Below are 15,060 nucleotides of genomic sequence, written 5' to 3'. Positions count from 1 at the left end.
CCATGGCGCAGGCAGGTGTTGCCATTCTTGGCGTGTTCGTTGCTGATCTGGCGTTTCGCGCATCGCGGCTGCCTGCCATCGGCGAGACCATGATCGGCTCGGGTTTCGCGGTCGGACCGGGCGGCAAGGGCTCGAACCAGGCCGTCGCCGCGGCGCGGGCAGGCGCCGGCGTCAGCTTCATCTCCAGGATCGGGAAGGACACCTTTGCCGAGCTCGCGCTGAAGACCTGGGCCGCCGAGGGCATCGTGCCGCGGGTCACGCAGGTGGAGACATCGACAGGCGCGGCTTTCATCTATGTGCACGAGACCCGTGGTGATAACGCCATCATCATCGTGCCGGGGGCCGCGGGTGGTATCTGCGTGGCCGATGTCGACGCGGCGGCTGATGCGATCCGCGCCAGCAAGGTGTTCGTCACCCAGCTCGAGCAGCCGGTCGAGGCGGCGCGGCATGCGCTGACACTCGCGCGCGATGCCGGCAGCATCACAGTGTTCAATCCCGCGCCAGCGATCCCGTTCGATGACGCGCTCTATAGACTCTGCGATTACGTCGTTCCGAACGAGACAGAGGCGGAGGGGCTGACCGGCATCGCGGTTTCCGATCTCGCTGCCGCGCGTCGTGCGGGCGATGCGCTGCTCGCCAAGGGCGTCGGCACCGCGCTGATCACGCTCGGCGAACGTGGCGCATTGTTTCATGCCCGGGATCGCTCGGTGCCTGTGCCGCCATTTGCTGCTGGAAAGGTTGTGGAGACCACTGGCGCCGGCGACGCCTTTGTCGGCGGCTTTGCCGCCGCGCTCGCCGGCGGCGCCGATCCGCTTGAGGCCGCGCGCTTCGGCTCGGCCACTGCTGGCATCTCGGTGACGCGGCCGGGCACGGCGCCGTCGATGCCGCGCCGCGCCGAGATCGAAGCTCTGCTCGAGGGGCAGCCTGCGTCATGATGCGGAACGATCCGATCAAGCACGTCTTCATCTGGCCCGCTGTGCTGGTCGTGCTGGCGATCTCGATCTTTCCGCTGATCTATTCCCTGACCACGAGCTTCCTGAGCTACCGGCTGATCCCGCCGATGCCGCCGCGCGTGGTCTGGCTGGGCAACTACATCCAGTTGCTGCAGGAGCCGCGCTTCTGGAACGCGATCCTGACCACGACGCTGATCGCGGTCACGGCGGTCGGCTTGCAATATGTGATCGGATTCGCCGTGGCGCTGGCGCTGAATGCGCGGATCCCCGGCGAACGCCTGTTCCGCGTCGCTTTCCTGCTGCCGATGCTGCTGGCGCCGGTCGCGGTGGCGCTGGTTGCGCGCATGATGTTCAACCCGACCATGGGGCCGCTCAACCAGTTGCTCGGCCATTTCGGCCTCGTCAACCTGCCGTTTCTGACCAACGGCCGTTGGGCGCTCGCTTGCATCATCGCGGTGGAGGTCTGGCAATGGACCCCGTTCGTGATCCTGATGCTGCTCGCGGGCCTGCAGACCTTGCCTGAAGATATCTACGAGGCGGCCGAGCTCGAGAACGCCAGCAACTGGCAGCAGTTCTGGGGCATCACCTTTCCGATGATGCTGCCGATCTCGGCCGCCGTGGTCTTTATTCGCTTGATCGAGAGCTACAAGATCATGGATACGGTATTCGTCATGACGGGCGGCGGACCCGGAGTCGACACCGAGACGCTGACCTTGTTCGCCTATCAGGAGGGGTTCAAGAAGTTCAATCTCGGCTACACCTCGGCGCTGAGTTTCCTGTTCCTGATCGCGATCACCATCATCGGCGTGACCTATCTGGCGCTGTTGCGGCCTCATCTGGAGAAGCGCCGATGAGTGCGAGCAACCTCAGAGGCCTGTCGCCTTGGTCGCGCCGTCTGATCGCGCTCGGCTGTCTCGCCTGGTGTCTGATCACGGTGTTTCCGCTCTATTGGGTGGTGGTGACCGCGTTCAAGACGCCGCCCGGAGTCGTGGGTGGCCCGACCTACATTCCCTTCGTCGACTTCGCGCCGACGCTGCAGCCCTTCATCGATATCTATCAGGGCATCCGCGGCGCGTTCTTCCATACCTTCCTGAACTCGACCATGGTCGGTTTCTCGGCAGCGCTGCTCGCCACCGCGATCGGTGCGATGGCGGCCTATGCGCTGGTTCGCTTCGAATTCAGGGTACGGCTCGGCGCCGGCCTGGCCTTCTTCGCGCTCGCGCTCGGCGGCTACCTGGCGTTCAACACCTATCTCGGCTTGACGCGGCCACAGGCACTCTTATCGGCGTTTCCGCTGGCGCTGGCCGCCGCCATGATTGCCAATCGGCTGCCGCTGCCGGGGCCGATTCTCGGCAACGAGGACATCCTGTTCTGGTTCGTCAGCCAGCGCATGTTCCCGCCGATCGTCACAGCCTTCGCGCTCTATCTGCTCTATAGCGAGATCGGCCGGCTCGGCTTCCAGCTGATCGACAGCTTTCTCGGCCTGACCCTGTGCTACGTCGCCTTCTCGCTGCCGATCGTGGTCTGGCTGATGCGCGACTTCTTCGAGGCACTGCCGATCGAGGTCGAGGAGGCCGCGATGGTCGACAATGTGCCGAGCTGGCGCATCTTCCTCGGCATCGTGGTGCCGATGTCGATGAACGGGCTGATCGCAACCTTCATGATCACGCTCGCCTTCGTCTGGAATGAATTCCTGTTCGCGCTGTTTCTGACCAACTCGCGCTGGCAGACGCTGCCGATCCTGGTCGCGGGACAGAACAGCCAGCGCGGCGACGAATGGTGGGCGATCTCGGCGGCTGCGCTGGTCGCCATCGTTCCGATGATGGTGATGGCAGCACTGCTGAGCCGGATGATGCGGTCGGGCATGCTGCTCGGCGCGATCAAGTAGCGACCAACAACGTAACGACCAAAGAAGAAGTCTGTAGAGGGAGAAAACACCATGTTGAGACGAACATTGCTGATGCTCGCGACATCGCTGGTCACGGTTTACGCGGTTGGCGATGCCAAGGCCGCGTGCAGTCCGGACTATTCCGGGGTCACGCTGACGGTTGCGACGCAAACCGGACCTTATATCGCGTCGGCGCTGAAGCTCGGTGCCGACGAATGGAGCAAGAAGACCTGCGGCAAGGTCAACGTCGTTGAATTCCCCTGGTCGGAGCTCTATCCGAAGATCGCGACCTCGCTGACCTCGGGCGACGCCACTTTCGACATGGTGAGCTTCGCCCCGGCCTGGCTGCCGGACTTCGTGCCTTACCTTACCGAGATGCCGAAGGACATGCAGTCCGGCAAGGACTGGGACGACATCGAGCCGGCCTATCGTGAGCGGCTGATGGTGTGGGACGGCAAGATCTATTCGCAGTCGATGGATGGCGACGTCCATACCTACACCTATCGCAAGGATCTGTTCGACGACCCCAAGGAGAAGGACGCCTTCAAGGCGAAATACGGTTACGATCTGGCGCCGCCGAAGACCTGGAAGCAGTATCTCGACATTGCCGAATTCTTCCAACGGCCGGACAAGGGGCTGTGGGGCACGGCGGAAGCGTTCCGTCGCGGCGGCCAGCAGTTCTGGTTCTTCTTCAGCCATGCCGCGGCCTACACCAACAACCCGAACTACCCGGGCGCGATGTTCTTCGATCCGGAAACGATGGACGCGCAGATCAACAATCCCGGCTGGGTGAAGGGCCTTGAGGAATACATCCGCGCCTCCAAGCTCGGGCCGCCGAACGCGCTGAACTTCTCGTTCGGCGAGGTCAACGCGGCCGTGGCCGGCGGCCAGGTTGCGGAATCGATCGGCTGGGGCGACACCGGCGTCATCGCCGCCGATCCGAAGCAGTCGAAGATCTCCGGCAAGGTCGGCTCGGCCGTGCTGCCCGGCTCGGACGAGATCTGGAACGCCAAGACCAAGAAGTGGGACAAATTCCCGGAGGTGCTGCCCGGTCCGTTCATGGCGTTCGGCGGCTGGCAGATCGCGGTGCCGAAGGCCGGCAAGAACCAGCAGGCGGCCTGGGATTTCGTCAAGACGCTGACCAGCCCCGAGGTCTCCGGCCAGGCCGCGATCACCGGCGGCACCGGCGTCAACCCGTACCGCAAGTCGCATACTGCGAATCTGGAGCTGTGGAGCAAGATCTTCACGCCGCAGGAGGCCAAGGAATATCTCGGCGCTCAGGCGGATTCGATCAACGGCAAGAACGTCGCGCTCGACATGCGTCTGCCCGGTTATTTCTCCTACACCGAGGTGGTGGAAATCGAGCTCGGCAAGGCGTTGGCGGGCCAGACCACGCCGCAGGCCGCGCTCGATGCGATGGCCAAGGAGTGGAACCGGCTGACCGACGAGTTCGGCCGCGACAAGCAGCTCGCCGCCTATCGCGCGGCGATGGGCCTGCCGCCGAAGAAGTAGTGTGAGCATGAATGGTCCCGGATGGCGCACGCGCCATCCGGGACGGTGCGAGAAGACGGAAAGCATGTGATGGCCGGCGTTGAGATCGATAACGTCTCCAAAGCCTATGGGTCCTACAGGATCATCGAGGGGCTCGACCTCAGCGTTGCCGATGAGGAGTTCGTCGTGCTGGTCGGCCCGAGCGGCTGCGGCAAGACCACGACCTTGCGGATGATCGCGGGTCTGGAGACGGTGACATCGGGCACGATCCGGATCGGGCAGCGCGACGTCACCGATCTGCGACCCGGCTTGCGCAACTGCGCGATGGTGTTCCAGAACTACGCGCTCTATCCGCACATGAGTGTCGCCGAGAACATCGGTTACGGCATGAAGGTGCGCGGCGAGTCCCGTGCGCATGTCGAAAAGGCGGTCAAGGAGGTCGCGCGCGTGCTCGACCTCGAGCCCTATCTCGACCGCCGTCCCAAGCAGCTGTCGGGTGGCCAGCGCCAACGCGTCGCCATCGGCCGGGCCATCGTGCGCAGCCCCGACGTGTTCTTGTTTGACGAGCCGCTGTCGAACCTCGACGCCAAGCTCAGGATCGAGATGCGCACCGAGATCAAGGCGCTGCATCGTCGGCTCGCCAAGACGATCGTCTACGTCACCCACGACCAGGTCGAAGCCATGACCATGGCCGACCGTGTCGTGGTGATGAACAAGGGCCGCATCGAACAGGCCGCCGACCCGATCTCGCTCTATGAGCGGCCATGCAATTTGTTTGTCGCCGGCTTCATCGGCGCGCCTAGCATGAACTTCATCGAGGGCGAGGTCGTCGCGCGCGATGGCGGGCTCGTGTTCACGGAGGCTTCCGGCACTGCGCTCATGCTGCCGAAATGCAGGGAGGCAGTCTACGGCGGACATCTCGGCAAGCCGGTGGTGCTCGGCGTCCGGCCCGACCATATCGCCCGCCAAGGCGCCGCGGCAGGCGCGACCGCTAGCATGATCGTGAAGGATGTCGAGCCCCTCGGCCCGCATACGTTGGTCATCGGTTCGGTCGGCCGTTTTCCTTTTACGGCCCAGATGCCGGTCGGCGTGGCAGCCGAGCCCGACCAGCGCTTCGACGTGCCGCTCGATCTGGACAAGGCACATCTATTCGACAAGGCCACCGGCAGGGTGATCGCGGCATAAGATGCGCTCGAGCCGCATGATCGCGCCGACCCGCTCCAGACGACTCGCTCGGCTCGTGCTCCGCGCAACGCGTTCCTCGGCTTCGATTGTTTGCCGCCAGAGCTCCTTCGTCTAGGATGTGCTAGCTTCGCGCGACTTTGATCCCACGATTTGGAAGCCATCCATTGAGAGCCAAGAAGTCCGGAGCTGCGTGGCGGCATGCCAATATCGGCCGCCTCCTGAACAACGCGGTACGTCGTTTCGAGGCTCGCGTTCTTGAACTGATGAGCGCAAGCGGTCATGCCCAGACGCGCATTGCCCATGTGAACCTGACCCGAAATCTCGACGTGGAGGGGACTCGGCTGACCGAGCTCGCCCGGCGCGCCTCAATGAGCAAACAGGCGATGGGCGAACTGGTCGACCAATGTGCCGAGTTCGGGCTGGTCGACCGTGTGCCCGATCCGAGTGACGGCCGCGCCCGCATCGTCAAGTTTACGCCGGCCGGTCTGGCCTGGCTCGACGCGTTTCGGGATGCCGTGGATGTCGCAGAGCGCGAAATGCGCGCGGAGCTGGACAAGGCGACCATGGATGCCATCCTGCGGGGCCTCGCAGCGTACGGGTCGACCTTCGATACGCTCGACGATGATAGATAGTCAGGTAACTTGACGATTTTGGCGGGTCGCCTTATCCTGCGGGCAATGCCTGATAGGGGAGAGGCGTCTTGGAGACACATCTGACCGCGTCCGTCCTGATTGCGGGCGGCGGGCCTTGCGGACTCATGCTCGCCAATGAGTTGGGTCGGCGAGGCGTCTCCGCCATCCTGGTCGACGAGAAGCCGGGCACGGCATTCAACCCGCAGGCCAATGCGACCCAGGCGCGCTCGATGGAGCATTATCGCCGGTTGGGTTTTGCCGACGAGATCAGGCAGGCGGGCCTGCCGGCCGACTATCCGACCGACGTCGCCTATTTCACCCGCTACACCGGCTACGAACTGGCGCGCTTTCAGCTGCCGTCTTCGAATCGTGCGACCGAGCTGATCAAGGGATTGTCGGGCTCTTGGAGCGCCGCGGAACTGCCGCATCGGGTCTCGCAGAAATTCGTCGAGGCGATCCTGCGCCGGCACGCGGAGCGGTTGCCGGGCATCCGACTTCACTACGGTCACCGGCTCGTCATCTATGCCGAACGGGAGGGCGCGATCATCGGCGAGATCGAGAGCGTCGATGGTGGTCGCCGCTTTCAGGTCCACGCCGATTTTCTGGTCGGTGCGGACGGGCCGCGGTCGACGGTCCGGCAGTCGCTCGGCATTGCCTATGGTGGCGAAACAGGGACGCAGCGCGATTTCATGGGCGGGCGCATGCTGGCCGTCTATGTCAGCTGTCCCGCGTTCTACGCAAGCATCCCTCATCCCAAGGCCTGGATGTACAACTGCTTCAACCGCGACCGCCGTGCCTTCATGGCGTCGGTGAACGGGCGCGATGAGTTCGCGTTCCACACTCAGCTGCGGCCGGGAGAGGATGAGAGCGCGATCACCATGGCCGAGGCGAAGGCCGCCTTCCAGCGCGCCTGCGGAAGGCCGCTCGACTGCGAGGTTCTGTCGTTCCTGACCTGGACGGCCGGGCACGCCTTGGTCGCCGATGGCATGCAGCGGGGCAGGGTGTTCCTCGGGGGCGATGCCGCGCATCTGTTCACCCCAACGGGTGGGCTTGGCTACAACACCGCAATCGAGGATGCCGTCAATCTCGGCTGGAAGCTCGCGAGCGTCATCAAAGGTATCAGTCCGGTCTCGCTTCTCGACAGCTACGAGATCGAACGTCGTCCAGTGGCGCTCCGCAACACCGATCATGCACGGCGGTTTGCGGATTCGCTTGGGCTCTATGCGGCCGCCCCGGAACTCGAGGACGCCACGGACGCCGGCGAGGCGGCCAGACGCGAGGCGGGCCTCTATCTCGACCAGCATGCCCGTGCCGAATTCAACATCCCCGGCATCACGTTCGGCGGCCGGTATGACGGTTCGCCGATCATCATCTCCGACGGCAGCTTGCCGCCGCCGGACGCGGCCAATGTGTATGTCCCGAGCGCCTGTCCGGGAGGCCGCGCCCCTCATGCCTGGCTCGACGATGGCACGTCGCTCTATGACAGCTTTGGCTTCGAATGGACGCTGCTGCAATTCGGTGACGTCGTTTCCAATGCTGCTCCCATCAGCGAAATGGCCCGCGCGATGAAAGCCGATCTCAAGATCATCACGCTGCCGAGGTCCTTGCGCGACCTCTACGAGGCGGATCTCGCCCTCGTCCGCCCCGATCAGATCGTCGCCTGGCGCGGCAGCGCGTCGCAGGCTGGAATGCTCGGGACGGTGCTTGCCCGTGCGCTCGGGCGGCCGGCGAGCGATCCGCCGCGTGCGGCGAATTGACCGACGGCTGCATTCACCGATCGTGCTCGGGGAGCGTTGTTGCGCCGTGCGCGGTTCCTTCTGCCAGACGAGGTATCCGAGGGCCATGAGGATTTCAGGAGTCCGGCTTTCGGCCGATCTGGTTCGGTCCCTCTTCGAGAAATTCCAGTGCTGAGTCGATTTGGGCCAGCAGACGTTCGAGTTCGGCCCGTTCGTGCATGCCCGGCTCCTCCTGCAGCCGGTCCAGCAGCTGCTGCTTGCGCGCGAGAAGTTTTGCCACAGTGGTCATGTCGGTTTCCTGAAGCGGCGCCATTTCGTCAGCCAGGAGAGGGCGGACCGCGGCGCCAAATCCGGGTCGGCAGGCCTATCCGGCTCGCTAGGGGAACCGTCCTTTGCATCGGCGTCCGCCAAACGCTGCAGGAGGATGCCGAGCCGCACAGGGAGGCCTGGCTTGTCGCGAGACAGCTCGAGTCGAAGGTGTTCTGCGATCTTGTCGCGAACCGCACGGTTGTTGTCTGGGGCAAGCGCCATTGCGGGGCCCACGATTTCCAACCAAGAAATCTGTCTTCCGGCGAAGGGTTCCTGAGATGTTTTTGGCCATTCCCGGGAACAAAGACTTACCTGCCGCGTTTCGGTCGCCTGGGGGTTGGCGACTCTGCGGGGAAATCCAACGTGCTCGGTCGAAAGTATATCGCACGGCAGGTGGCAACGCTTTTGCAGTTCGCCAACTCCACCAACAATCCGACGCTCTCAGCCGTTCTCGTTGAGAAGGCGGCCGAGTTGAAAGCGAGGGTCGATGACAGGCAACATGAGGACCTCTCCGCGTCGGCGCCCGACGTGCAGCAACAGGATTGAGGTCCGGGGCAGACTTGCGGCGCGGCTCGTCGCTCTGAAGTTCCCGGAATGAATTTGCAGCTGGCGGCGCGTGGGCGGCAGATCGACGTGACCATGCACTTCGCCAGCCTGAGGGGGTCATCGTGAATGAATTGCCTGTCATTCTCCTGGTCGAAGACGAAGAGGCGCTGCACGATTTCCTCAAGGACGCGCTGACCGACGCCGGCTTCGACCTGACCGTGTCCGCCTCGGCGGACGAGGCGCTGACGCTGCTCACGAGCGGCGTTGTCAACTACCGGGCGCTCGTGACCGACGTCAATCTGAAAGGTCCGATCGACGGCTGGGATCTTGCCAGGCAGGTGCGGGAGATCGAACCCGCTTTTCCCGTCGTCTACATCACGGGAGAAGCTGCGGATCATTGGGCCTCGCAGGGCGTGCCCAACAGCATCCTGGTCAAGAAGCCGTTTGCGCCCGCCCAGCTGGTCACGGCCATATCCCAGTTGTTGAACGTCGGGTCGGCCCATCCGCCGCTCTGAAGCTCCCCTACGTCCACTGCTGTGTCCTCTGCCGTCCACCATGTCAGCGCCAGCTACCAAGGCCAGCCGCTCAGGCGCTGAGCTCGGACATCACCTTGTAGAGATCGGCCTTGCCCTCGAAACCGATCCCAGGCAGCGGCGGCAGGGTGACGTGGCCATTCTCCACGCGGACGCTGTCCGGGAAACCGCCGAACGGCTGGAACAGGTCGGGATAGGATTCATTGCCGCCAAGGCCCAGGCCCGCCGCGATCGCGAGCGACATCTGATGGCCGCCATGGGGGATGCAGCGCGACGGCGACCAGCCATAGGACTTCAGCATGTCGAGCGTGCGCAGATATTCGACCAGCCCGTAGCTCAGGGCGCAATCGAATTGCAGCCAGTCGATCTCCTTGCGCATGCCGCCGTAACGGATGAGGTTGCGCGCATCCTGATGGCTGAACAGGTTCTCGCCGGTGGCCATCGGCTTGGCGTAGTGCTGCGCCAGCTCGGCCTGCAGCTCGTAATCGAGCGGATCGCCGGCCTCCTCGTACCAGAACAGATCATAGGCCGAGAGCGCCTTGGCATAGTCGACGGCGGTCGTCAGGTCGAACCGGCCGTTGGCGTCGACCGCCAGCCGGCAGCCTGAGGGTAGCATGCCGAGCACGGCTTCGATGCGGGACAGATCGTCCTTCAGCGGCACGCCGCCGATCTTCATCTTCACCACCGTATGGCCGCGGTCGAGATAGCCTCGCATCTCGTCCTTCAGCTTGGTGTTGTCCTTGCCGGGATAGTAGTAGCCGCCGGCGGCATAGACGAACACCTTGGGGTTGGCGGCCCGGCCGTGGGCGTCTGCCAGATATTGGAACAGCGGCTTGTTCGCGATCTTCGCGGTCGCATCCCACACCGCCATGTCTATGGTGCCGATGGCGACCGAGCGCTCCCCATGCCCGCCCGGCTTCTCGTTGCGGAACATGGTGGCCCAGATCCTGTGCGGGTCGAGATTGTCGCCGGCGTCGTTGAGCAGGCTGTTTGGCTCGGCCTCCATCAGGCGGGGGATGAAGCGCTCGCGCATCAGCGCGCCCTGGCCGTAGCGGCCGTTGGAATTGAAGCCGTAACCGACCACCGGCTTGCCATCGCGGACCACGTCCGTGATGATGGCGACCAGGCTCAGCGTCATCTTGCTGAAATCGATGTAGGCGTTGGCGATGGGCGAGGCGATAGGGTAGGTACGTTCACGGATGTCGACGATGCGCAAGGCGAGCCTCCTGGTTCGTGAGGTCGTTGTGGCACCCGATCCGGTGACGATGCCAATGCCGATTTCGTATCGGGCGAGGCGCAAACGGCATCAAGCGGTGCCATGAGCTTGGAAGCGGACCATGGAGCTGATCTGGCTCGAGGATTATCTCGAGCTTGCCCGCACCGGCAATTTCTCGCGTGCCGCCGAGGCGCGGCATCTCACGCAGCCGGCCTTCAGCCGCCGCATTCGCGCGCTGGAGGAGTGGGCGGGGGTGACGCTGTTCGATCGCGCCACCCAGCCGGTGCAGCTGACCGTGGCGGGGCGTGAATTCCAGCCGCTGGCGGCGATGCTGATCCGCCGCATCGCCGATGCCCGCGCCCATGTGCGCGAGGTTGCGGCGGCGGAAGCGGCGACGATCCGGATCGCGGCCACGCACGCGCTGTCGCTGATCTTCTTTCCGCCCTGGCTCAAGCGTCTGGAGGCCGCGGGGCTGATCTGCTGCGTGCAGCTGACCTCTGACACGCTGAGCGCGGTCGAGACGCTGCTGCTGGATGGGCGCGCGCATTTCCTGCTGTGCCATGTGCATGACGAGGTTCCGCTGCGCCTGCCGGCGAACGAGTTCGTCTCGGCGGTGGTCGCGAACGATCGCTTGATGCCCTGCGCGGCGCCGGGCCTGGTCGCGAGCGGCGCCGCGCTGTCGGACGCGCCGCTGCTCGCCTATGGCGCTGGCTCTGGATTGGGTCGGATCCTGCGCAGTTTGCTCGGCGCGCGACTGCCGCGGCTGTTGTCGGCGCCGGCGTTGACGGCGGATCTCGCCGGCGCGCTGCGGGCGCTGTGCCTGGATGGGCGCGGCGTCGCCTGGCTGCCCGCGACGCTGGTCGAAGATGATTTGAAGTCCGGCCGGCTCGTGACCTTTGCCGATGCGTCCCTCGAGGTGCCGGTCGCTGTCAGGCTGTTCCGGCCGCTGATGCCGCTGACGCCGACGGCGGAGGAGTTGTGGCGGCTCGCGCAGGAGCAGGGGAGCTGAGTGGCCGCAAACCACGGCGTCGGGGTCATCGTGGCGAGTTGCGCTGGCATTCGGCTCGGTCCGAGCGTCCGTCTGAGCACACCGGGCATCGTCCATCCGAAATCCTTTGCATCTCGCCGGGCATGATGCCGCGCTCTCGCGGCGCGCCTGGCGTCCGAGCTGTGTCGATCAGTTCGGCCCTCGCAAGACGAGGGCGCAGGGAAGGCCGGATGCAGGGCCTGCACCCATGGCCCGCCTGCATCAAAGAAAGCAGGCGGCAGTTACCACAGGTACGACCGAACACCGGCCTTCCCTGCGCGATGGTTTTGACGGCTGCTTCGCGTTCTCCCCGGTGCGCCGGGCTTGTTGGCCACCGTTGCCTGCGCGACGCGTGAGCGTCGTCGCAAGCGTAATCCTAGCGTCGGAGGATCAGGACCGCGCGACTTGACCGTGCGCGCCAGTGTTGTTCGTCGGCGAGATCAACCCGCTGCAACACCGACACGCCCACCGCATCCCGCACTCAACGTCCGTGACGACCGCGATACGCCCCTCGAGCGAGGCGGGACGTGGAAAGAGAAGCATGATTTCTGATAAAACGAAACAGGAAAATTTGGCCCGGAGGCCATAAGAGGGGTGATGCGATTGAACCGGCTTGCGAAATGAGTTTTTCGGCGCACGTCGTTTCAGCAGAAATTGCGCCTTGATCGGCGAGAGACACGAAACTGGATCGCACATCTGCGCCCAGATGATTTGCCCGACGGGCAGGACCATCGGGGCGACGATTTTCATGCGGCGCGCTTTGGCGCACTCAAGAATCACGCCGTCATCTCGTATAAGGCATAGCCAACGGTGAATTCGAAGCCCGATCTGGACTGCATCCAGTGGGTAGATGACGAAAGTCAGCAGCTTCTGGTAAAGCAAAAGATGCCCTTCGATAGGGTTACAGGCGGACTTGCTATCCAACCTTGGAAAACTAAGCGGCGTGAAAGCACCAAAAAATGCGTACGGTTTTTCTGCTTTGGCATTGTCGACCACGCGACAACGGAATCGATGAACACGATACCGACGACAAGCTCGTGGGAGTCTACAGTAGTGCCAGCGGGGCTGACGCTGCAAAGAATCGAAAGCTTCGGTTCGAAGGCTTCCGGGATTACCCCGACTGTTTTCTTGTATCCGAATATGTCCTCGATAAGGACGCCTGGAGCGAAGGATTTATCAAGTGACAGCAAGCGTAGCCCGGATGAGCGTAGCGACATCCGGGATCGTATCCCCCGCATGTCGCTCAGCTCATGCGGACTACTTGCTAGTTGCTACTCAATCAGGCGCTTGGCCCCTCGGATGAAGCGAGCACTATAATCCCGGTGATCTTGCTGCCCAAGCCTTGGTGGTCTGGCAGCTTTCCATCGCTCGGGCGTAGGCAGGGCGTGCCGTCGTGCGGGCGAGATAGTCTCGCTCGGTAGAACCGGGGACGTAGTTGCCAGTTCGCAGGCCCAGCAGCAGGGCGTAGCTCACCGAGATGTCGGCAGCAGTGAATCGGTCGCCGGCGAGATAGGGGCAATCCGCGAGGCGGCGGACAACCAACCCTAACCGGCTCTCGAAGGTCTCGAGTGCCCAGCAGGTAACCCGGGCGTCTCGCTCGGCTTCGGGCGCCAGTTCGCGGCCGACAAAGACGGTGTTCATCGGCCCGGCGAGCCCAGCCTCGCCTAAGTGGAGAAGTTGCAGATAGCAGGCAAAGGCGGGATCATCCGGAGCGACGGCAAGCGAACCTGAGCCGTGGCGGGCGAGCAGATACTCAAGAATCGCGATCGATTCGACCATGATCGTCTCGCCGTCCTGCAGTGCGGGAATGAAGCCGGCGGGGTTGATCGCGAGGAAATCGCGATCGGTTTCGACTGCCAGCAGATCGACCGGGCGCAGCCGATATGCCAATCCTAATTCCTCAAGCAGCCAAATAACACGGAAGCCACGACCTTCGCCATAGACGGTGAGCATAGTTAAGCGTTCCTGGATTAGGCTAGATATATTAACTTACATAGGTAAGCCAGTCGCGCAAGGTAATGCGCTCAAGGCTTGGCGCATATTCGTCATCCTATTAGCGCGAGCCTGCCCACTTTATGGGTTCACGACCTAGAGTCAGCAAGTGTAGCCCGGATGAGCGTAGCGATATCCGGGATCGTATCCCCCGCCTGTCGCTCCGCTCATGCGGACTACTTGTTAGTTAGCTAGTTGAAACGGAGATCCAAAGACGACCTCTCGATCCGAGCGCGCCGAGTCTTTTCACCGCACGCGGACATCGTTCGGCGGATTGTTCCTACGCACGCCAAGAGGCTTATGTGCAGTCATGCTATTGACGCAATGTCTGTCTTAGTCGGTGTGAACTAAGAACCTGTGCGCGGACCAACGAGGTTCCCCACAACGGTTCCATCGCCAGCAATTGGCGAGTCCGCAACAAACAGCCGAGTTCGATAACGCTTCGCGTTCGCTCGATCCTGTTTTGCGCATCGGGAACCGGACGATCCAGAAAAGGCAATCAAGGAGTTATGATGGTGTTCCGTTCGAGCGCCGCCGTTTGCGGCGCCGTCGTCGCGCTTAGCGTTTCCGTTACAATGGCTCGAAGTGAAACTGGTGGAGTTCATGCTGGCGCCAAAGTCAATGAAGCTTCAGGGGATGCGATCGTTGGCGCAGCATCCATGTACAATCCGTTCCGGCCCGGATGGCGGGAGGGGACCCGGAACACGGCCTCCGGCGAGCGGTACAATCCGTCAGCCTGGGCGGCTGCCATCAAGACCAGTCTGCGTCAGAAATTTGGTGGGGTCCATTATGGCGCGAAGCCAAAGTATGCCCTGGTCGAGGCAGTAGGAAAGAAGGTGATTGTGAAGATCAATGACGTCGGGCCGCTGACGCCTGGCCGCATCATTGACCTCAACGAGCGGACCATGCGTCACTTCGATCCAAGTCTGCAGCTCGGGGTCATTCATGATGTAAAGGTCAGGCCCCTCGCCGGAGACGATTGGACACCGGGACCGGTTGGCTGAACATCGCACGCGAAAGAGCGCGTCGCGCGGATCAATCGACCTTCGTCCACCGTCGGTAGAGGGGTGATCGTTGTGTGGGATGGTCGTGATCAGCGTCTATTCCAGCCCGTAGTGCCGGTGACATGAGGCGCAGATACTGTCGAGACGGTCGCTGACCTCGGCGACCGTCTTCAGGTCGTGAGCCTCGGCGGCCTGATAGGCTCTGTCGGCGGCATCTGCGAGCGTCTTGACGTAGGAATTCCATTCAGCGTCCTGCGCGCGGCCCGGGATCATCAGCGCGTTGGTGGCTTCGGCAAGCGTCGCCGCGCCGCTGGTGATGGTCTCCCAATCCTCATCCGTCTTGGGCGAGAGGTCGTGCTCGCCCTGGGCGTCGATCATCGTGCCGTTGACGCTCCAGATCACTTTTGCTGCCGGCGTGAGCACATGCTCCATGAAGGTCTTCATGTCGACATGGGCCGTGAACGGCGGCATGGAAGCCGCGCCGTCGGAGATCGACGGTGAGGAGCCCAAGACCGACAGGACGAGGGCTGAGATCATCTTTGCGGACA

General features: G+C 63.3%; 16 protein-coding genes. 11 read left to right on the top strand and 5 right to left on the bottom strand.

Annotation, left to right across the window (positions count from 1 at the left end; genetic code table 11):
- Positions 1–2: 2 nt before the first annotated feature.
- The 7 genes from BRAS3843_RS06545 to BRAS3843_RS06515 all read left to right on the top strand — a co-directional run bounded on the left by BRAS3843_RS06545 (position 3) and on the right by BRAS3843_RS06515 (position 7,906).
- Positions 3–935: a ribokinase gene (locus BRAS3843_RS06545; protein ID WP_008967989.1), complete on the top strand. Its 933-nt coding sequence runs from the start codon at positions 3–5 to the stop codon at positions 933–935.
- Positions 932–1,807: a sugar ABC transporter permease gene (locus BRAS3843_RS06540; protein WP_008967988.1), complete on the top strand. Its 876-nt coding sequence runs from the start codon at positions 932–934 to the stop codon at positions 1,805–1,807. Before BRAS3843_RS06545 ends, BRAS3843_RS06540 begins: the two co-directional genes overlap by 4 nt.
- Positions 1,804–2,841 carry a carbohydrate ABC transporter permease gene (locus BRAS3843_RS06535; RefSeq protein WP_008967987.1) on the top strand — a complete coding sequence of 346 codons (1,038 nt, stop codon included), beginning with the start codon at positions 1,804–1,806 and terminating at the stop codon, positions 2,839–2,841. The genes BRAS3843_RS06540 and BRAS3843_RS06535 overlap by 4 nt, the downstream gene beginning before the upstream one ends.
- Positions 2,842–2,892: 51 nt before the next feature.
- Entirely contained in the window at positions 2,893–4,353 is a 1,461-nt protein-coding gene (locus tag BRAS3843_RS06530) for an extracellular solute-binding protein (RefSeq protein ID WP_008967986.1), read from the top strand.
- 69 nt (positions 4,354–4,422) lie between these two features.
- Positions 4,423–5,517, top strand: coding sequence for a sn-glycerol-3-phosphate ABC transporter ATP-binding protein UgpC (ugpC, locus tag BRAS3843_RS06525; protein ID WP_008967985.1), 1,095 nt, complete (start codon positions 4,423–4,425; stop codon positions 5,515–5,517).
- Positions 5,518–5,681: 164 nt separating this feature from the next.
- Entirely contained in the window at positions 5,682–6,149 is a 468-nt protein-coding gene (locus BRAS3843_RS06520; protein ID WP_008967984.1) for a MarR family transcriptional regulator, read from the top strand.
- A gap of 68 nt (positions 6,150–6,217) precedes the next feature.
- The gene (locus tag BRAS3843_RS06515) at positions 6,218–7,906 is read left to right on the top strand and encodes an FAD-dependent oxidoreductase (RefSeq protein WP_008967983.1); all 1,689 of its coding nucleotides are present in this window, start codon (positions 6,218–6,220) and stop codon (positions 7,904–7,906) included.
- A gap of 94 nt (positions 7,907–8,000) precedes the next feature.
- Here the strand turns inward: BRAS3843_RS06515 and BRAS3843_RS06510 are convergent, their stop codons facing one another.
- Positions 8,001–8,198, bottom strand: coding sequence for a hypothetical protein (locus tag BRAS3843_RS06510; protein ID WP_035980965.1), 198 nt, complete (start codon positions 8,196–8,198; stop codon positions 8,001–8,003).
- A gap of 164 nt (positions 8,199–8,362) precedes the next feature.
- Here BRAS3843_RS06510 and BRAS3843_RS40565 point away from each other — a divergent pair, with 164 nt between their 5' ends.
- Positions 8,363–8,740 carry a hypothetical protein gene (locus BRAS3843_RS40565; RefSeq protein ID WP_139024756.1) on the top strand — a complete coding sequence of 126 codons (378 nt, stop codon included), beginning with the start codon at positions 8,363–8,365 and terminating at the stop codon, positions 8,738–8,740.
- 122 nt (positions 8,741–8,862) lie between these two features.
- Positions 8,863–9,255, top strand: a complete 393-nt coding sequence (locus tag BRAS3843_RS06500; RefSeq protein ID WP_008967979.1) for a response regulator — start codon at positions 8,863–8,865, stop codon at positions 9,253–9,255.
- Between the two features lie 70 nt (positions 9,256–9,325).
- Here BRAS3843_RS06500 and BRAS3843_RS06495 read toward each other — a convergent pair whose 3' ends face one another.
- Positions 9,326–10,489: a mandelate racemase/muconate lactonizing enzyme family protein gene (locus BRAS3843_RS06495; RefSeq protein ID WP_008967978.1), complete on the bottom strand. Its 1,164-nt coding sequence runs from the start codon at positions 10,487–10,489 to the stop codon at positions 9,326–9,328.
- Positions 10,490–10,610: 121 nt separating this feature from the next.
- Between BRAS3843_RS06495 and BRAS3843_RS06490 the strand changes: the two genes are divergently transcribed.
- On the top strand, positions 10,611–11,498 hold the full coding sequence (locus tag BRAS3843_RS06490; RefSeq protein WP_008967977.1) for a LysR substrate-binding domain-containing protein: 888 nt from the start codon (positions 10,611–10,613) through the stop codon (positions 11,496–11,498).
- A gap of 408 nt (positions 11,499–11,906) precedes the next feature.
- On the opposite strand, the gene BRAS3843_RS41355 is transcribed toward BRAS3843_RS06490, so the two are convergent.
- Positions 11,907–12,512, bottom strand: coding sequence for a hypothetical protein (locus tag BRAS3843_RS41355; RefSeq protein ID WP_175361088.1), 606 nt, complete (start codon positions 12,510–12,512; stop codon positions 11,907–11,909).
- 315 nt (positions 12,513–12,827) lie between these two features.
- On the bottom strand, positions 12,828–13,469 hold the full coding sequence (locus BRAS3843_RS06480) for a glutathione S-transferase family protein (RefSeq protein ID WP_008967975.1): 642 nt from the start codon (positions 13,467–13,469) through the stop codon (positions 12,828–12,830).
- A gap of 551 nt (positions 13,470–14,020) precedes the next feature.
- Here BRAS3843_RS06480 and BRAS3843_RS06475 point away from each other — a divergent pair.
- The gene (locus BRAS3843_RS06475) at positions 14,021–14,512 is read left to right on the top strand and encodes a septal ring lytic transglycosylase RlpA family protein (protein ID WP_083841329.1); all 492 of its coding nucleotides are present in this window, start codon (positions 14,021–14,023) and stop codon (positions 14,510–14,512) included.
- A gap of 96 nt (positions 14,513–14,608) precedes the next feature.
- On the opposite strand, the gene BRAS3843_RS06470 is transcribed toward BRAS3843_RS06475, so the two are convergent.
- Positions 14,609–15,049 carry a hypothetical protein gene (locus BRAS3843_RS06470; protein WP_139024755.1) on the bottom strand — a complete coding sequence of 147 codons (441 nt, stop codon included), beginning with the start codon at positions 15,047–15,049 and terminating at the stop codon, positions 14,609–14,611.
- Between the last annotated feature and the right edge of the window lie 11 nt (positions 15,050–15,060).

Source organism: Bradyrhizobium sp. STM 3843 (genome assembly GCF_000239815.1).
Classification (GTDB): Bacteria; Pseudomonadota; Alphaproteobacteria; order Rhizobiales; family Xanthobacteraceae; genus Bradyrhizobium.
This window is presented reverse-complemented; position numbering and strand designations above follow the sequence as displayed.